The sequence below is a fragment of the Nostoc sp. 'Peltigera membranacea cyanobiont' 232 genome, from assembly GCF_002245985.1.
GTDB lineage: Bacteria > Cyanobacteriota > Cyanobacteriia > Cyanobacteriales > Nostocaceae > Nostoc.
In genome coordinates, this window is sequence record NZ_NOLK01000108.1 from 1 (window position 1) to 19183 (window position 19183).

Here is a 19183-nt window from a genome sequence, read left to right on the forward strand (position 1 = left end):
GCGTAACGCACCATAAGCTTGGGATGGTGCGTTACGCTACGCTAACGCACCCTACATAGATTTCAAAAATCAAATACTAGTCTTATAATTCTCTAATAGATTATGTCTAATTAGTTCCGCATCAATAATTTTCATTACAAAACTATCACGGCGAAATTTGTTTAATACAGATCGCCGCGAGTTTATGAGATTATATCCAAAGGGTAGGTAGAATAACCAGAGTATTTAAACTCTACCTTAAATAAAACTTGAGAATCGGCTATCCAGAAATGTGGATCACCAATTCCCTTAAATGACTGCGCTGGCGATGTTCCCAAATATAAATTCCCTGCCAAGTTCCCAGTACTAGATAACCTCGATTAATGGGGATATGTTCAGAAGTGTGGGTGAGTGCGGTACGAATGTGTGCTGGCATATCATCGGCACCTTCTGCATCATGGATGTATTTGTCTGATTCGGGGACGAGTTTTGCCATAAAATTAGCTAAATCCACAAGAACATCAGGATCGGCATTTTCTTGGATCACTAAACTAGCTGAAGTGTGGCGTAAAAATAAAGTACAAAGACCAGTTTCAATCCGCGATTCGGTGACTGCGGCTTCAACTTTAGGGGTGATGTTATAAAAAGATTTGGCATTGGTGGAAATTTTTAGTAACTTTTGGTAGTGAGTCATTTAAAATAGTAATTATTGATGAGAGCAAAAGCTAATTAGCAGTTAAATTTGCTTGATTTGGTTGTTGTGATGTTGTATCGTACTGGTTGGTATTCATATATTAATTTATATTGTTTTGAATAACTTTATTTCGTCTGTAAATAATTGAGAACTGCTTTAGCGATCGCTTCATTACCATCCTTAGCAATAGGTTGAGATTGCTCTGGTAGTTGCGGTAACTCATGCAGAAAATCCCAAGTCCCTTGAAAAAAGTCAGATGGGGTAATGATTTGATGTCGGTTATAATTAGTTATGCCTTCTACTATAAAAGTTGCTTCTGCAAAATCTGCACGCGGCATGGTAACAATAGGCACGCTTAGTATTGTGGCTTCAGAAAAAGTACTGTAACCAGGTTTAGAAACGACTCGCCCACAAATAGGCATAAAATCTACAGGGCGATATTTACGATCGCTAATTTTCACTATATTAGGTAAATCAGGTGCAGATCGATCGAAGACGATAAATTGCCAATCTGGGAATCGCCGCAGATTCTCGTAGGGGATTTGCTGCAAACCCAAGCCGCCAAAGGTCAATAAAATAGTTTTTTCCACTGGTGCAGTTATTCCCCAAAGAGAACGTAAATCATCAGCAGAGTAATGGGGGGAACCGCCTGTTAGTCCGACATCTGTGATATTGTGAAAAGCGTGCATCGGTTCGTGGAAGGGAAGACGAAACAAGCGATCGCACTTTGAGTACCAATCACTAATCCAATCTGCAACTGCTGTAAATTCACCCCCCCAATCTCGATAGATAAAGTCCCAGCCAAAGTTACTCATCATCCAGCAAGGAATATTTGCACCTTTGGCAAATCCAGGAGCGAGGAAGGGAATATCTGCCAAAATGAGATTAACGCGATTCTGGCGGATAAAATTAACTTCTGAGGCAATGAGCGAATTTTGATGTTTTTTAATATCCAGCAATTTTTCTAAAGTCGCTACTTTATCCATTGTCAAACTATCTGTTTGCACCACACCCAAATCAAATGCACGGGGACGATAGATAAAATCGCCTTCTATATAGCACTCTAACAACCAGCGTGGGGCAGTGGTAACAAGAATTAGCAAAACTTCTGGACATAATTTTTGAATGGTTGCAGCAACAGAAGCCATGCGGGTAGCATGTCCAAAGCCGTGGTTAGTGATGGCTAAGTATAAGATTGGACGTTTCATTTTAAAGTTAGGAGGTAGGAGTTTAATATATAGCAGTTATCGGTTGAGTAAAATACACCATCTGATTAGGAAACACTATAACTTTAAAAGCAAAATTTTTATTTAAGGGTTTGTTCCAAGCCTAATATTTTTCCGTAATTTGCATATACGCTAAAGCCATCAGCAAACTGAATAGCAGGAAGGTGTTCTCCATGAAGATTATTCTGTTCATCTAATCTTATTATGCTAGGGCGAGAAGATATAATACATATATTCTCGTATGGTAAAATGCAACCACAAGAATTTATTAGATTTTTAAAAGTTTTCCATTTTTCAGGATTATGCTCACATTTTAAAACTGATATACAAAAATCATATATACAAGCTTCACCAATGCTGGCCCATGAAGAAAAGCTATTACAATAAAATTCCACAGATGGCTCCCACTCATTCTGAGGTTGAAGTTGTTTCTCAATCCATAATAAACTACTTAATTTATCCCATTTATTACCAAATTCTACCTCTAGCTTTTCTTCTAATAAATTCCAAAAAGGTATTTCTAATCTATCTAAAAATAAATCAGTAAGTTCGCTTAAGAAGTTGATTTTTAATGAGAACCATAATTCTTCATTCAGTTGAGTCTTGATTTCTGATTTTAAAAGACTTATTTTTCTGTCAAATAATTTTTCTAAAGGTTGACCTATTCTCTTGCTCGATCCATCTAATTCCATTAATGCTTTTAAAGCTTGATAAGGACTATTAACTAATACGATTTCCGGCTCTTTAAATCCAAGTAGAGCATGGATTGCGTTTATCTCTTTTTTGATTTTATGGTAATCAGTCTGTTCTATTTGTAAACCAATTTTAAACCATTTTTGACGATATTCTAGTATTAATGTTTCTTGCTCTTGGGAAATACTATTAATCATACCACCTCTCAATTGCTGCACCGCCTCCCACTTTTTGATGCAATTAGTCATGCATTGGAGGTTTTGATATTAGATATTAATTAAAGTTAATTCTTGCTCCCAGTATCTTTTTAAACTAAGTTTTCCATCTATTTCTAAATAATACATCACAGCATTTTGCTTAAAATGCCACTCTATACCCCTAACTATATTTACTCTATCTGGGTGATTAGTTACTTGTACTTGCTTACCGAATGAAAACAAGGGAATAGGAACTTTTTTGTAGAGTGTCGTCTTTACATAATACACATCTTCATTATACTGTAGTGTTAAAAAATCCTTGTCTTCGTTAATACAGTGAAATACTTTGCCATTAGGTAAAAGAGCTTTAAATCTTTCTATGTTATTAGAAAAAATTAAATGTTCTCCATATTCAGTTAACCATTGATAAAGCCCCCAAGTCCCAATATTTTTGCTCATATAATATCTTATTGATCGTAAGGTTTGAAGCTCTGGAAATTTTAGTTTGGTGAGACAAGCTGCTTAAGCTTCTATGTTCGGGGGCAACCTCAAATTTAATCGGTATTAGAAGTTAGGGAATTAAGATTGTAATTCCCAGATTGATAACTTATAACTCCTAATTTTTAACTAGTTTTGCAAAAACTTTGAATTGTTTCAACCAAGTGGTCGATTTCTGATTCTAAAGTCAGGTAATGGATGGTGGCGCGGATACAGCTAGGATCGGCAATTGTCCGAGTTAATATGTTTTGTGAGTCTAAAAATTGCACTAACTTGAGATTAGCTTGAGGCTGATTATTTGTAAGTTGGAACGAGACTATACCGCTTTCGGGTGGTGAAGTTCGCAAACATTTAACATCGGGTAACGCCATTAAGTGCTGCCAAAGATACTCACTATTTTGACAAATTTGCTCGTAACGTTCCTGTGATGTTCCCCATTGTTGATGGATTGCGATCGCTTCCTTTAACCCAACATACAACGGATAAGCTAATGTAGACACTTCATACCGTCGCCCATCTGGAAGCCAGTCTACAGGCTGAGATTGACTATCCACAACAATCCCATTTAAGCCAATAAAGGTAGGTTTCAGGCTTTCTCGCGCTTCTGGTCGAACATACAAACCACCAGCACCCGCAGGGCCACATAACCATTTGTGACCAGTGAAAGCATAAAAATCTACACCCAATTCTGTCAAGTTTAAAGGCAGCAAACCAACAGATTGAGCAGCATCTATCAATAAAAAAGAATGATTGTTTCTGCATACTTCGGCAATTTTATCAAGAGGTAAAACTTGACCAGTATTCCAGAAAACATGACTTAATATTACAAGACGGGTATTAGGGCGTAAGTGTTGGGCAATAATTTTTACAGAATCGCCCTCATTTAAAGTCGCCTTCAGGGGACAAGTGGTAACTTCTACCGCAAATCTCCGGGCGATTTCCTGTGTGGTGGCAATTACGCCTGGATGTTCGCAGTCTGAGAGCAGTATATGGTCGCCAGAATGCCAATCTATACCCCAGATGGCGATATTACAGCCAACCGTGACATTCTGGGTAAGAGTAATTGTTTCGCTTGGTGCATGTAACTCCGAAGCGATCGCAACTCTAGCGGCTTGAGTCTGGGGTGCTATCCAGCGATACGCCTCATTTCCAAAGGGGCCTATTTGCTGAACATAAGCTTGAGTTTCGGTCATCGCATCCATTGCCCTTTGGGGCATCGGCCCTTGTCCGCCATAATTGAAATAAGTCTTATTGGCTAAAGCGGGAAATTGCTCTCGATGGCTATGCAGCCTGGCTTGGACGACAGAAATACTAGTCATAATTTAAAAGGGATATCTGCTGTTTACAGGCTATTTATATAGCAGGTATTTGTACTTTGTCCTAGTAACAACGCTAAAAATAAGGATGAGATTAGATGTACGCTTGCAATGATGGATAGATAAAACGCGATTTTGTTATTCTCCCTCATCTCTCACCCTACGGTATACACACAAGTCGAAAAATCCTCTACCCAGATTTTTGTCAGAGTGAAACTGTCACGCTGACTGACATCCCACCCAGAACTGAATTCCTAGGCGGGATAGAAACGCAGTGCGAGAATTAATAAAGATATGGCTGGTATAGAATAAACAGCAAATCAGATGTAAAAGCGATCGCTACTTGCAAACTTTAGTTGTCTAAGTTACTCCCACATAATACTAATTCTTGTTAACTTAAAAGAATGCTAATCAATGCTGAACTCCTACTACAATACCAACGCTGTAAACGCCGCACCTTTCTAGATATCCACGGTGACAAAAGTCAGCGCGATGCACCCAATGAGTTGCTACAGAAACTGCAACAGGATAAAATCGCTCATCAGATGGGTGCTTTAGCACAGGTGACTTACCACCAACCAGATTATTCTTATGGAAACTGGGAAAAAGCAGAGAAGGCAACTTTGGAATTGATGGAACGTGGGGTTGAGTACATTTATAAAGGAGTACTCTTAGCAACTTATTCTGAAGCATATACCTTGTTGAGTCGGCCAAATTTACTCGTCAAACAGCCAGGAAAGTCTCGTTTTGGAGATTGGATGTATGTCCCGGCTAGTATTGAACTGGGTAAGCGCCCTAAACAAGAATATCAAGTTGTCGCGGCATTTCATACCCAAGTCTTGGCAACGGTGCAGGGAGTTGTACCAGAAACAGCTTTGCTGATATTGCGAACCAAAAACGCCAACTATACGGTGGACTTGTTTAAATGGATACCACGGATGCAGCAAATTCTGGAGGAGTTCATTGAAGTTTTAGAGTTACCGAATCCGCCAGAGGTGTTTATTTCTCGGCAAAAGTGTAATTTTTGCCATTGGTATAGTCAATGTTATGCGATCGCTCAATCTGAAAAACATCTCTCACTATTACCAGGCGTAACACCTCTGCGCTATACTCAACTCCAAGATGTAGCCATCACCACGCTAGAATCTCTCGCTAACACCAGTCCCAGCACCTTAGAAAACCTGCTTGGTTTCGACCGGAAAATTGCACCCAAGCTAGTAGTGCAAGCTAAATCAGCACTGGAAAGACGACCGCTTCTTTTACCATACCCACTATCAATAAAAGAGATTACATTCACAGCACCCATAGAACTTTACTTTGATATTGAGGCACAGCCAGACTTAGATTTAGATTATCTTTTGGGGGTTTTGGTCGTTGATAGACTTGCCAACACAGAACAGTTTTATTCGTTTTTAGCAGATAAACCAGAAGACGAAGAATTAGTTTGGCAGCAATTTTTGGATTTGGTTTGGCAATATCCCGAAGCGCCAATTTATCATTTTTGTGCCTACGAGTTTGATACAGTCAAACGGCTGGCAAAGCTTTACAACACTCCTTATGCCTCAGTGCATCCAGTACTAAATCGCTTTGTGGATGTGTATGAACAATTAACCCAAAGTGTAGCATTGCCTATAGAAAGTTATGCCCTGAAAGCGATCGCCCGTTGGTTAGGATTTGAGTGGCGAGAAAAAGAAGCTAGTGGTGCTAAATGTATTTACTGGTACGATCGGTGGCTAGAAACAGGCGATCGCACCTTACTAGAAATTATCCAAAGCTACAACGAAGATGACTGTCGCGCTACCCACAAAGTGAAAGACTGGCTTGTAAACTTTTTTCAGGATGAATATGGTTTGCGACTAGCTTAAGTAATTTCGGATTTTCTTAAGGTTTTCAATTACTTAGAATCCGGTTTAAATAGCACCAGGTAGAAATCGCGGTTATATCCACTTCAAATCTTGTAATATGGCGGCGGCTGATTGATAGCGATCGCTAAAATGATAGCAAACCATTTTATCTAAAATTGTCGCTAATTCCTCACTCACTTGTACCGATTGCCGCCACATCACATTACCCGTTTCTGGATCTGGATGGAGTTCTTGCGGTGGTATCCCAGTTATGGCTTGAATACCAATCATTCCTAAAGCGTAAATGTCACTGCATAAGCGGGGATGACCGGCAAATTGTTCTGGAGGTGCATAACCCCGCGTCCCGATGGCTACTGTGGCTAATTCTGTTCGATCGCTACTTGGCGGTTGCATCAATTTCACAGCACCAAAGTCAATCAATACCAGCCGATTATCTTGAACGCATCTAATAATATTAGTCGGTTTGATATCACGATGAATCACTCGATGCTGGTGAACAAATTCTAGAACTTCTAAAACTTGTTTGAGCATCTCCATCACAAATGATTCGTTTTGCATATTCTGCACAGGTGGTAATTCTTCACTTAGAGTATGTCCTTCGATATATTGTTGAATTAAATAGAATTCTTGGTCATCTTCAAAATAAGCCAGTAGTTCAGGAATTTGATGATGTTTACCCAAAGATTCTAATATTTCAGCTTCACTATGAAACAACCTGCGAGCAACTTGCAAAAATCGTGTATCTTGACGGGCCGGCATTAACTTTTTAACTACACAAATTGGATTACCCGGTCGTTGAGTATCCTGTGCTAAATAAGTGCGACCAAATCCACCAGCACCCAGAACTTGAGAGATTTTGTAGCGTCCACTCAAAAGCAAATCACCTGATTTTATTTCTGGTGAATCAATTGGGGGAGGAAAATCAAGAGACGAATCGGGAATTGCTGTTTTGTCTTCTAATAGTACATTTAATTGGGCGATCGCTTCTTGTTGTTTTTCAACTTGCAGAATAATCACCTGAGTTTGTCGCTGATTTTGGTAGCTAGTATAAGCAATCACGCAGATACTACTAACAACCAAAGCAAGAGCAGAGGGAACTAACGGTATCCATCCGGCTTGCAAAAACAATGCAACGCAGATTACTACTAACCCAAGTAGGGTTATCCCTCCCACCACTAGTAACAGCAACGGATTTTGCCACCGCAATGCGATGATTCCACCTAAGAGCGACCAAATCCACATCCAAACAAGTTCCGCCCAGTCAGGCCAATACCAAATTAAAGGTCGCCCATCCAACACTGTACTAATGAGTTGACTTGCTATCTGTGCATGAATAAACAGAGCAGACATTCTGGCTGGTTGATCTAGCAAAGTACTGTAGGGTGTATAAAATCCACTTGGAGGTAAATTAGCCGCAGTAGTGCCGATAATTACAAGACGATCTTTGAATAAACTGGAGTTGACTTGGCCGCTGAGGACTTGTGTGAGGGTTACTTGATCGGCGAGGCTGTTGGGGTGACGATAATTTAATAATATTTGATATCCATCTGCATCCAGATGTTGGTAGCTACCAGAATTAGCTTGTAAGCGTGGGAAGAGAGTTTTACCTAACTGAAATTCTCCTTTATTAGTAAACTGGTATTCAATACCTTGTTTTTCCAGATAATTAATTGCTATTAGTGCCCCAAATGCAAATGATGTTGTACATTTCTTGTCTGTAGAGTTAGCAAACAATAAAGTGCGGCGGAGAATTTGGTCGTTTTCATTGTCAGCGACCACATCGCTAAACCCAACATTATCTATAGGAAAATTGGGCGGTGGTGGGATTTCATCTCTACCCAAGCTGCTGAATAAACAAGTGCTAACGATGTTATCTTGATTTTGGAAATTAGCTGCCAAATTATTATCTTCTGGTTGGAAAAGATATAAACCAACAATTCGCGGTTGATAAGACTCTATTTTCTTTAATAGCTGATTGATTGTCCGATCTGATAGAATCCATTTCTCGCGTTTGAGATCGTCGTCAGTGATTTTTACCAGCAAAATTCGCCGATCGGGTGCTTGTGCTGGACGCGATCGCAACATCTGGTCATAAACTCGTAACTCCCAAGGCTGCAACCATTTGAGTTCCCGAATTCCCCAGATAAAGGCGGTAACTCCCACACTGGTAACTAAAATAACTTGCGACCAGCTTTTGCTCTTGGACGTTTCACGGGAATCCTGAACTTTGACAAAGGGGACACGGAGTTTTTCTAATAGTCCACTAATCACGGCGTTGCGGCGGTAGCCTGAATTGGGTAGATGTTGCAGGCGCAGAAGTTAATTTTCTAACTCTAGGTTCAAAGTTAATTAACCTGAGCTTCTCTATTAATGTAGCAATTTACTTGTTGGTTATAAACCTTGGCGTATTCCTGCTCTTAAAGCAAGCTAACGCACAGCGTCAAGGATAAGCGAGGCTTAATCATCTGTTTGAGACGTTTGGGCATCTTCAACAGCACTGGCAATGGGCAAAGAAATAGCATTAGTCGATGGCATTAGTGAATCTAACTGTGGTTGTTCGAGTGATGCTTCGATACTTGGATCGTCAAAATAGGAGCCAACAATTTTATCATAATTAGAAGCAACAGCTAAAAAAGCGCCACCCAAAATATAGATAGGTAATGGCAGATTAAATTCTTGCAACCAGTCAAACAGTTCCGCCAAGGCAAACAGCACCAAAAAGCAAGCAAGCCAAACCCTCATATTCTCATCCCCTAGATTTAAACAACTCTATTACTAGCTTAAATAGCTAGCATGATAGTTGATGTAATACATAATCACTAACTTACAACCTTTATAACCATAGATAGGTGCAGTCAGAGTTATACCATCTGCTATATTGCAATATCTGGTAGGAAAATAAAAATATATTTTGCTTATGCCTGCAATCAAACAGCCAAGCATTGCACAGTTGGTTCGTGAGACTCGGCAGTGCCTCAAACTTTCACAGGTAAGACTGTCAACGATGTTAGGGGTTTCATTTCACACTATAAACCGATGGGAAAACGGACGAACACGACCTTCGCCACTAGCGATGAAACAAATTGAAAAGCTATTACAGCAAATGGGAGAACCCGGTGAAGCGCTTTTAGCGAGATACTTTTAAAAATAGCTAATGCAATCTAGCAATAGCATCAGCAGATGAAGCCCTACTACAGCAGGGCATGAATCCAGCTACCATCTCAATTAAAAAGACTTGGGGCAAAATTATATTATTAGCATTTAGCCTTCATACAGCAGATTTCAAGTTTGGTGTTGTACACAAGCTAAGTCGAAAACTGGATATAAGGGCTTTCCAAGAAATAAATTATCCATTTGTGGGATGGGCAAGATGCCCATCCCACAAGAAAATTTGGAATATTTTTTATTTGGAAGTCCCTAAGTCCTGTTTTTCTTGTGGATTCACTACTGAATTCTGCTGTATCTTATTAATTTCTACTTTTCACTAATGAGTGTTGGTGGAGTAATAGCTGCATATTCTTTAGGTGTCAGCAGGGCTTCCTGAACATCAATTTTATTGGGCAGGATTTTTTCGTTATAAAATAAATCGGCAACACTTTGTTGAGCTTTCATCAATTCTGGGGTAATTCCTTTTAGTCGATAATTAGCACGTCCAGAAATTATTTCTTGAATGGATAGATCGATTTTGAGTACAGGTGCTATGAGTTTGGCTACTTCTTTGCGATTCGCTTCTGCCCATTCACCGTTTTTATCAATCTCTTCTAAGATAATCCGAAGTAATTCAGGATTATCCCTAGCAAACTCACGTGTTCCTACATAATATCCGCCTGGAGTACCGATATTTGTTGCATCTCTTAGCACCCGCGCACCATGGAGTTTTTCTACCAAAGCTAAATGAGGATCGCCAGTTACCCAAACTGGAATAGTGCCCTGAATAAATGCACCACGGGCTTCGACATTGGGCATACTCAAAACTTTAATATCACTATATTTCAAGCCAACTTCTTCTAAAGCTTTGATAATAAAATAGTGAGAAGCAGAACCTTTTTGAAAGACTACTTTTTGTCCTTTAATTTGCGCTAAACTCTTAATTGGAGAATCTTTAGGAACTGCGATCGCACTCCCTTTACCCGAAGTAGCAGTAATTCGTCTCCCAGCAAGATAGACAATTCTTGCACCAGCAGCTTGGGCAAAAATGGGAGGTGTTTCACCAACTGAGCCAACATCAATTTTGCCGACATTCATCGCTTCCATAAGTTGCGGACCTTGGGCAAATTGTGCCCATTCTACTTTGACACCCAAGGGTTCCAAGCGTTTTTCTAAAACTCCTCTGACTCTAACTAAATCACCAGAGCTTTGATACCCTATTCGCAGTACCTTGGTTTTAAAAGTTATAGTCTTAGCTCCTGCTGGTTCTGCTTTAGGAGCAATTCCTGTATTTGTGTTAGATACATTTGACGTACAACTGATTAAAGTAGTAGATAAAGCTACAAAACCAGGTATTACAAATAAAGCTAATTTACTAATTACCCTTGTCTGAGTTGTACCAAATTTGTTAACCATTTTTTATATAGTTAAATTTAATAGTTATTGCTGATATAGCGTTTTTAATGAGAGTTATGAACACTCATTTTCAGTTTACAGTGTATCAAATTTGCTTCTAAAATAAAGTATTCATTAACACTAGTTTTTAAATAAAAAAGTTTTTTACGATTTTGATTTGCAAGCATAGAATATGATATTTAGACAAGTTTTATTGGTCAACCATCCAGAATAAATCTTGACTATTGACCAATAAAATGTATAGTTTAAACGCCCATTGGCTTAATCTTCTGAGCTATAAATCTTAAAAGGGACGACTACCTGCAAGGCTAACTCGCTTTAATACTCGTCGCTCATTTGGATTGAATGCTTGACGGTAATGCAAGGTAGCTTGATTATCCCAGTAAACAATATCACCTACTGACCATTTGTGTTGGTAGTAGAACTTGGGTTGATTTAAATGTTGACGCAACTGTTCAATCAGTTTAGATCCTTCTTCCGGTTCTAACCCGACAATTTCTACTTCCGTAGCGACATCTAAGTAAAGATGCTTTTTACCACTATCTGGATGTGTTCTAACTAAAGGATGCGGGAAGATAGGACTTATTAAAGGAATATTCTTATCTAAACGATATAAAGGGCGGGGTGCATTTCTATCTTGTAAAAATGGGTTGTAGGTAATTAACTGTAAATCTGCAATCCGTTCTTTGGTGGCTTCATCTAATTCTTCATAAGCTAAATTGGTATTTAACCAATAAGTATCTCCACCATGAGTTGGTATTTCCAAGGCATAAAGCAGCGAACCACTTGATGGAGTGGGAGTCCATTTGTGGTCAGAATGGAAAGTGAGTTCTCCAGTACCTGTATAGCCGCCATCGACATTAGAAATAGCAATCACCACCGGGGTTTCTCCCGATTTAGAAGCCAAAACTGGAGTTTCATCTGATGGTACAAATAGTGCGCCAAAGTAGAGAGCGAAGTTGAAAAGCTGTTCATCAGAGAGCTTTTGGTCTTTGAATATCAAAATGTGGCGATCGCGCAAAGCTTCCTTAAGTTGTAATATAACTTCAGGTGCGATCGCTTGACTGGCATCAAGATCGGTAACTATCGCTCCCAATGGAGCATCAATAGGACTAATTTTAACCTTTGTCAAAGTCGAGATAGCCATAATATTCTCCTGTATTTTAATTTCTTCTTAGGGATAACTACTTATTGGCTAACACGTCTGAGGGAGTAATTTTGGCGTACTCTTCAGGCGTTAAAAAGCCATCTCTAACATTCACCTTCTTGGGGATAAGTCCGAGGCTGTACCACTTATCTGCAACTTCCTGTTGCTTGTTAATGACTTTCTCAGTAATTGGTACTAGCCCATAATCATATTTATCATGCATTTTTTCTAAAGTCGGCTGATCTAACTGAGTTACAGGAGCAAGCAGTTGTGCTACTTCTTTGGGATGATCCTTAGTCCAGATTTCTGACTTTTCTAGCTCCTCCAAAAACACTTTGATTACATCAGGATGAGCCTGATAAAATTGGCGTGAGGTGGAATAAAAGTTGCCAGTATCCCGTAATTTTCCACCATCTGCTAAAACACGAGCGATTTTATTTTGTTCATTTCTAGTACCGAATGGCTCCCAGATATACCAAGCATCCACCTTATTTTGACTGAATGCCGCATTTGCATCTGCCGGAGCTAAAAAAACTGATTGAACATCACTTAATTTCAGTCCCGCATCTTCTAATGCTTTAACTAATAAGTAGTGACCGATGGAGGCTTTCTGAAAAGCCACTTTTTTGCCTTTCAAATCGCTAACAGTTTTAATTGGAGAGTTTACAGGAACTAAAAGTGAAATAGCTTTACCACTAGGGCGTGTAGTAGCTAGATAAACAAGGGGCGCTCCTGCTGCTTGGGAAAATATAGGAGGCGACTCGGCTGTAGATGCAATATCCAATCCATTTGCATTCAAGGCTTCTAACTGTTGTGGCCCAGCTGCAAACTCAGCCCACTGCACTTTAAAACCTAGAGGCTCTAATCGCTTTTCTAAAGAACCCTGCTTTTCTAAAACTGCTAAAGCGGAAAGTTGTTTTGAACGTACAATCCGCACTATTTGCTTCTCTGTAGTACTAGATGAAGCCACAGATAGGGGGGAAGCTACCGACTGCTGACTATTATTTTTGGCTTCACTACAACTTGATAGGGTTGTCGATAGCATTAAGCAGTAGCCCAAAGCAAATAACAAGGAACGGCGTGTTGTTCTTGGACTTTTTCTGAATTCAAACTTTCCTTTTAAAGCTGGCATGGGTTATTTTACTGGTTCCCTTTTAGGTGGTTAGAACAATGGTGATTAATTGCAATATCAAGAACGAAAAGTTTATTTGAAAACTCTAATCAATAGATGTTTTTTATAATTCAAAAACTTTACTTATGAAATTAGAGAAGAGAGTGGGTATTACCCACCCCGCAACGACTCGAGGAACTGAAACTTTAGTATTTAGGAGGCAAAAATTTAGGAAATGGAGTGAGAGGGCCCACTCCAATGTCGTGCTAGTGGAAGATTAAAATTTGTAAGTGGAACTCTGTCTGGGTGGCGTTCAATTTTGTTAGTGCTTCCAAGCGACTAGAATTGTAGCTTTGAGTTCTTCTGTGAAATGTCCAGACGGTTCAGCTGCTAGTAACGCTTCCCTGATATCCTTTTCAAATGCTGGGGCGTTATTGCCATAGAAAATTTTGAGGGAGAAGGCTGTTGTGTATAAGTAGCCAAGATAACTATCGACAGTCCAAGATTTTTCAAATGGCACTTCATAGTTTTCTTGACGAGCAAAAGCCGAATTGCGAATGATGACTTCATGAGGAGGATCGAGGGGTTTACGAGTGCCTTGTCCTCGTTGTCCAGTCCGCCGTTCTTCACCTAACCATTTCTTTACTACTCCTACAGCAGCTTGTTTCCAAGGTAGATTGCTTTCCCAAGGGTTATCACCAGTCTGAAGCAGTGCGATTGCACCATCATCAGTCAGCAATTCATAAAGGCGTTCTAGCACTAATTCGCGTTCCATCCAGTGGAAGGCTCTACCAATAGTGGTTAACTTAAATTTCCCTAAACTAGAGTCGATTAACTCGGCTCCTTGTTCTAACCAAGTAATATTCTTTGCTCCAACTGCTGCTGCTTGCCGTTTAGCTTCTGCAATCATTTCTGGATCGGGATCGATCGCCACAACTTCCTCAAATTGGGTTCGCAGAGGAATTGATATTAATCCTGGCCCAGTACCTAAATCAAGGAGTCGTCCTTGACCATTGAGATGAAATATTTCGGCTAGTTTGTCGAATACAATCGGTGGGTATTTGGTTCTATATTGAGCGTAGCCCTCTGCGGCTCCCTCAAATAAACTTGAGTCGTATGTGGGAAGTGTTTTTAGTTGAGTCATATCAATTTTGGATTTTAGATTTTGGATTATGTATAGACGCGATGAATCGCGTCTATGGTAATGAGGGAGCAGGGGAAGCTCTTAAGGTGGAGAGAGAAATAACCAATGCCCTAAGAATATTGAGTGATGACAGGTAGTTCATTGTTGAGTACCCAATCGCCGATCGCTTTCAATTTGTAGTCCACAGGATCGTGGAGGGTAAAGGTTCGCAAATCTCGCCAATAACGATCAAACCCGTATTTGGTTGCTGTGGAACGGCTTCCCGTAACTTCAAAGATGCGGTTGGTAATATCTATACCTACACGAGTAGCTAATGTTTTGGCTGCGGAAACTGCGATCGCAACTTCTCCCCTCTCCTGATGAGTCAGTTCTGTATCTTTTTCCCAGGCTGCTTGCACCTTTTCGGCTGCTTGGTCGGCTAGAGCGATCGCAGCTTGAATCTCAATCCAAAAGTCACCGTAATGATGCAGAATATATGGGTCTTTAGTCGCACTATCTACACCTGATGTAATCCACGGTTGAGTAGTAGTTTTAGTATATTCACGAGCAGCAATAAAGGCTCCTTTACTAATCCCCAGATAAACGTTGGTTTTTGTTAGCTGGGCAATAATACCAAGAAAGGTTGAGAAGGCACTATCTGGGGGATTGGGTGGCCCCAAAATATCATCTTTTTCTACTAAAACATTGTTAAATGTATAACTACTGCTATCAGTGCGGCGTTGCCCAATGTTGTCCCAATCTTGATTGGAAACTAACCCTTCCCTGTCTTTGGGAATTATGAATATAAAGGGCAATTCTACGCCATCTTCTAAAGCGGAGAATACCCGATAATCTGCAACGGAAATACCTGTGCCAAAGCTTTTAACACCATTAACCCGAAAGTTCTCACCTTCTGGATTTATTTTCAGCCTTGTATCCTTTGTATTGATGGCATTTGCCCAAAATAAGTTCTTTTTAGCAGTTTCTCTATAGTATTTTTCTTTTTGGGCTGGCGTGCCGGAAACGTGACCTAAAGCTGTCAAATTGAGATGATTACCATACAATTGACCAATTGAACCATCAGCTTTTGATAGTTTCCTAACAATTTTTAAGGCATCAATCCAAGTTGCACCAATGCCACCATATTGCTTGGGTACAATCAGTGGTAGTAAGCCACTTTCACGCAGTTTATTAATTTCCTCTTCTGGAACTCCGGCTTTGGCATCCCGTTCAACTGCGGATTGAGCAAGTTCCTTGGATAGAGAAGCTGCTAGGTCAATGTAGTCTTTTGGTTTTGTAATATTTAGTACCATAATTAAATCATTTTTGTGTAGGTTAATTTTTGCAAGTCGATGCAATAAAGGTGCAAGTCGATGCATTAAAGGTACAAGTCGATGCAATAAAGGTACAAACCGATGCATCAAAGGTGCAAGTCAATGCAATAAAGGTACAAATCGATGCATCAAAGGTGCAAACCAATGCAATAAAGATACAAACCGATGCATCAAAGGTGAAAGTTGATGCAATAAAGGTGCAGATTGTTGGTATTAGACACAGAATTTAGGAGAAATGCAGAGTGAGTCTTGCCCACCCTACAAATGAACAGAGGAAATGGAACATGGAACGTTGTAAAGACTGGGCATTGGGCACTGGGCATGGGGCATAGTCATTCTTTCTCTATTCCCCATTCCCTATTCCCTATTTCCCAGATAAATATTCGTTTGCGGCTTTCTCAACACCTGTACCCTTGAAGAAGTCTTGATTGAGACTGGTGTACAACTCCAAAGGATGGATTGAGAGGAAGTAGCGGAGGTCTTCTTCGGTAATGATTTCGCGTTCTGCCATTGAGTAGGCGTTGGCAGTAACGGCGGTGATATCAGGTACGTCCCAGTGACCGGAATCGGAACCTAAGAAGGCTTTAACTCTGTCGCCAAAGGGATTAGCGGCACGGTTAAATGCTTGTGATACACGGGTATCGTCTGATTCTGTACCGAAGTAGAAATGATTCAAGAAGCGATCGCGCACATCTTCTGGTTTCTCAATTCCTGCTAGTTCAAATTCGTCGAGTTCGCCTGGATTTTCTGGAGCTAATAGTTGATGGTGGAATCCTAAACCGTCACCAATTTTATCTAAGCGTCCATCTACCAGTTCGCCACCGTAGCGAGTATATAACTCTATTAGTGCTTCCTTATCGATAATAGCAGGATTGTTATTTGATAACAAATGTTGTTTGTTGCGGGTTTCCCAGTGCCAAATAATATCAGCGTATAGACTAGCACCCCAAGCTGAACCACCTTCTAAAAAGGCAAACTTTAATTGCGGGAAGCGGCGGGTAACTCCACCAAAGAACAGGGATTTGCATAATGCTTCCGCAGCAAAGGCAAAGTGATTAATGTGATTATATTGGGCGTTGGTGACAGAACGCTGAGTTGTCCAACCTTGGCTAGAAGCGTGAGTTGTGGGTACAACTTTCAATTCTACGCACTTAGCCCAGAATGGATCGTAATCATACTCACTATCTAAGCCAAAGTTATCAATCCAAACCACTTCGTTAGCGACTTCTTTGCCATACTTCTCAAAGGCAGGAATTGGACGACGAACGTAACCGGGAATTTGAATTGCTTTGAGTCCGAGAACATTCACTGCATATTCCAACTCTTCAATCCCTTCTTCGGGAGTGTGGAGGGGAATGGCGGCGATGGGTGTTAAGCGATCGCTATAAGGACGGAAAATATCAGCATGGTAAGTGTTAACTGCCCGACAAACAGCCCGTCGCATTTCTTCGTTGCCGATATTTGGGGCCATTGTTGCCAAGTTGGGGTACACAACCGCAAAATCTGTACCTGCTTCTTGCAAGCGTTCGTGCAGCAACTTGGGCAAGCTAATGGTAGCCAAATTCAAAGTATTTTTTGTGGGACGACCCCACCAGTTAGGGCGATTGGTGCGATAAGCAAAACGTTCTTCCCAACTTTGTTTGTACCACTTAAAGCGAGAAGATCCTGGTAAATTTTCTTTGAAACGTTCGACAATTTCAGTTCCACCAACTTGCTCTAAATAATCCAAGACTGCCGGTTCAAATTCCTGGGTATGTACATCGGTGTCAACGATCGGATAACCAAGTTTTTCCCGAATTTGAGCAGACCTGGTTTTTTGTGGGCGGTCTAGAGCGATCGTCATGATAGTTTACCCTAATTATTCAAATATTTACGGGAATTAGCAAAGACGCAGAATCAATCCTTTGTAGAGACGGCGATTTATCGCGTCTCTTACTTTAATTTCCCAGCCAAAAATTCATCTGCTGTTTTCTCGACAGCCGTACCTTTAAAGAAGTCACGATTGAGGCTGGTGTATAACTCCAAAGGATGAATTGATAGGAAATATTGCAAATCTTCTTCGGTGATAATCTTGCGTTCCACCATTGAATAGGTATTAGCAGCGATCGCAGTAATATCAGGTACGTCCCAGTGACCAGAATCGGAACCTAAGAAGGCTTTAACGTGATCGCCATAAGGATTAGCTTTATGGTTAAAAGCTTGAGCTACACGGGTATCATCTGATTCTGTCCCGAAGTAGAAATGATTCAAAAAGCGATCGCGGATATCCTCTGGCTTGGTAACTCCTGCAACGGCGAATTCATCCAAATCACCTGGTTCTAGGGGAGATAATAACTCAGCGTGGAAACCTAAACCACTACCTAGTCGATCCAAACGACCGTGTACTAATTCACCACCATAGCGGGTATAAAGTTCTAGCAATTCTTCGCGATTGATATTGGCAGGATTGTTATTTTCCACCAAATGGTCTTTATTACGCGTATCCCAATGCCAAATTAAATCGGTGTACAAACTAGCACCCCAAGCTGAACCTCCTTCTAAAAAGGCAAATTTGAGAGTGGGGAAGCGGTGAGTTACACCACCAAAAAACAGAGATTTACATAATGCTTCCCCAGCCGATGCAAAGTGACCAATATGGTTGTATTGGTAATTGCTAATGGAACGCCGATTTATCCAACCCATACCAGAAGAGTGGGTGGTGGGGACAACTTTCAGTTCTACGCACTTCGCCCAGAAGGGATCGTAATCATACTTGCTATCCAAGCCAAAAGTATCAATCCAAATGGCTTCATTGGCTACTTCCTCACCATACTTCTCGAAAGCGGGAATTGGGCGGCGGATATGGCCGGGAATTTGAATTGCTTTGAGTCCCAGCACTTTCACCGCATATTCCAATTCTGCGATCGCCTCTTCGGGCGTATGCATGGGGATGGAAGCAATGGGTGTTAAGCGATCGCTATAAGGACGGAAAATATCAGCGTGGTATGTATTAGCTGCCCGACAAACAGCCCGCCGCATTTCTTCATTGCCGATGTGTGGAGCCATTGTTGCCAAGTTGGGATACACAACAGCAAAGTCTGTACCAGCCTCTTGTAAGCGTTCGTGCAACAACTTAGGCAAACTAACGGTAGCTAAATTTAAAGCATCGTTAGTGGGACGAGTCCAGAAAGGAGGGCGGGCGGTGCGATTAGCACGGCGTTCATCCCAAGATTGCTTGAACCATTTAGAGCGAGATGCACCGGGTAAGTGTTCTTGAAAACGCTCTGCGATCGCAGTTCCAGCAACTTGCTCTAAATAGTCTAAGAATGCTGGGGGAAACTCTTGGGTATGTACATCGGTGTCGATGATGGGATAACCCAGTTTTTCCCGAATTTGAGCAGACTTAGTTTTTCTGGGACGGTCTAATGCAATAGTCATAGTGTTCTACCTGATTTTTA

General features: G+C 40.7%; 17 protein-coding genes. 3 read left to right on the forward strand and 14 right to left on the reverse strand.

The annotated features are described in order from the left end of the window. Positions 1-259 precede the first annotated feature (259 nt). From CDG79_RS27745 to CDG79_RS27765, 5 genes are all read right to left on the reverse strand, one after another. Positions 260-673 (reverse strand): secondary thiamine-phosphate synthase enzyme YjbQ, encoded by a 414-nt coding sequence (locus tag CDG79_RS27745; RefSeq protein ID WP_094344986.1) that lies wholly within the window; start codon positions 671-673, stop codon positions 260-262. 125 nt (positions 674-798) lie between these two features. After that, positions 799-1881, reverse strand: a complete 1083-nt coding sequence (locus tag CDG79_RS27750; protein WP_094344987.1) for a glycosyl transferase — start codon at positions 1879-1881, stop codon at positions 799-801. A gap of 98 nt (positions 1882-1979) precedes the next feature. Then, a complete protein-coding gene (locus CDG79_RS27755; protein ID WP_143855595.1) occupies positions 1980-2789 on the reverse strand; it encodes a DUF6745 domain-containing protein in 810 nt (269 codons plus the stop codon). Between the two features lie 69 nt (positions 2790-2858). After that, positions 2859-3248, reverse strand: a complete 390-nt coding sequence (locus tag CDG79_RS27760; RefSeq protein WP_094344989.1) for a DUF6960 family protein — start codon at positions 3246-3248, stop codon at positions 2859-2861. A 164-nt stretch (positions 3249-3412) separates the two neighbouring features. Then, a complete protein-coding gene (locus tag CDG79_RS27765; protein ID WP_094344990.1) occupies positions 3413-4606 on the reverse strand; it encodes an aminotransferase class V-fold PLP-dependent enzyme in 1194 nt (397 codons plus the stop codon). A 401-nt stretch (positions 4607-5007) separates the two neighbouring features. On the opposite strand from CDG79_RS27765, the gene CDG79_RS27770 reads away from it, so the two are divergent. Next, positions 5008-6468 (forward strand): TM0106 family RecB-like putative nuclease, encoded by a 1461-nt coding sequence (locus tag CDG79_RS27770; RefSeq protein ID WP_094344991.1) that lies wholly within the window; start codon positions 5008-5010, stop codon positions 6466-6468. A gap of 72 nt (positions 6469-6540) precedes the next feature. Here CDG79_RS27770 and CDG79_RS27775 read toward each other — a convergent pair whose 3' ends face one another. Both CDG79_RS27775 and CDG79_RS27780 read right to left on the reverse strand, forming a co-directional pair. Continuing rightward, a complete protein-coding gene (locus CDG79_RS27775; protein WP_094344992.1) occupies positions 6541-8739 on the reverse strand; it encodes a CHASE2 domain-containing protein in 2199 nt (732 codons plus the stop codon). A 186-nt stretch (positions 8740-8925) separates the two neighbouring features. Then, the gene (locus CDG79_RS27780) at positions 8926-9210 is read right to left on the reverse strand and encodes a hypothetical protein (protein ID WP_094344993.1); all 285 of its coding nucleotides are present in this window, start codon (positions 9208-9210) and stop codon (positions 8926-8928) included. Positions 9211-9385: 175 nt separating this feature from the next. Between CDG79_RS27780 and CDG79_RS27785 the strand changes: the two genes are divergently transcribed. Further along, on the forward strand, positions 9386-9613 hold the full coding sequence (locus CDG79_RS27785; protein ID WP_094344994.1) for a helix-turn-helix domain-containing protein: 228 nt from the start codon (positions 9386-9388) through the stop codon (positions 9611-9613). Between the two features lie 329 nt (positions 9614-9942). On the opposite strand, the gene CDG79_RS27790 is transcribed toward CDG79_RS27785, so the two are convergent. From CDG79_RS27790 to CDG79_RS27810, 5 genes are all read right to left on the reverse strand, one after another. Then, positions 9943-11031, reverse strand: a complete 1089-nt coding sequence (locus CDG79_RS27790; RefSeq protein WP_094344995.1) for an aliphatic sulfonate ABC transporter substrate-binding protein — start codon at positions 11029-11031, stop codon at positions 9943-9945. Between the two features lie 283 nt (positions 11032-11314). Next, on the reverse strand, positions 11315-12178 hold the full coding sequence (locus CDG79_RS27795) for a TauD/TfdA dioxygenase family protein (RefSeq protein WP_094344996.1): 864 nt from the start codon (positions 12176-12178) through the stop codon (positions 11315-11317). Between the two features lie 37 nt (positions 12179-12215). After that, positions 12216-13310 carry an aliphatic sulfonate ABC transporter substrate-binding protein gene (locus tag CDG79_RS27800; RefSeq protein WP_094344997.1) on the reverse strand — a complete coding sequence of 365 codons (1095 nt, stop codon included), beginning with the start codon at positions 13308-13310 and terminating at the stop codon, positions 12216-12218. 301 nt (positions 13311-13611) lie between these two features. Beyond that, positions 13612-14433 (reverse strand): class I SAM-dependent methyltransferase, encoded by an 822-nt coding sequence (locus tag CDG79_RS27805; protein WP_094344998.1) that lies wholly within the window; start codon positions 14431-14433, stop codon positions 13612-13614. 110 nt (positions 14434-14543) lie between these two features. Beyond that, entirely contained in the window at positions 14544-15725 is a 1182-nt protein-coding gene (locus tag CDG79_RS27810; RefSeq protein ID WP_189525157.1) for an acyl-CoA dehydrogenase family protein, read from the reverse strand. 29 nt (positions 15726-15754) lie between these two features. Here CDG79_RS27810 and CDG79_RS42835 point away from each other — a divergent pair, with 29 nt between their 5' ends. Further along, the gene (locus tag CDG79_RS42835; RefSeq protein ID WP_189525158.1) at positions 15755-15976 is read left to right on the forward strand and encodes a hypothetical protein; all 222 of its coding nucleotides are present in this window, start codon (positions 15755-15757) and stop codon (positions 15974-15976) included. Between the two features lie 134 nt (positions 15977-16110). Here CDG79_RS42835 and CDG79_RS27815 read toward each other — a convergent pair whose 3' ends face one another. Both CDG79_RS27815 and CDG79_RS27820 read right to left on the reverse strand, forming a co-directional pair. After that, positions 16111-17589, reverse strand: a complete 1479-nt coding sequence (locus tag CDG79_RS27815) for an amidohydrolase family protein (RefSeq protein WP_094344999.1) — start codon at positions 17587-17589, stop codon at positions 16111-16113. An 89-nt stretch (positions 17590-17678) separates the two neighbouring features. Beyond that, complete coding sequence (locus tag CDG79_RS27820; RefSeq protein WP_094345000.1) at positions 17679-19163, reverse strand: amidohydrolase family protein; 1485 nt, start codon at positions 19161-19163, stop codon at positions 17679-17681. Positions 19164-19183: the final 20 nt, after the last annotated feature.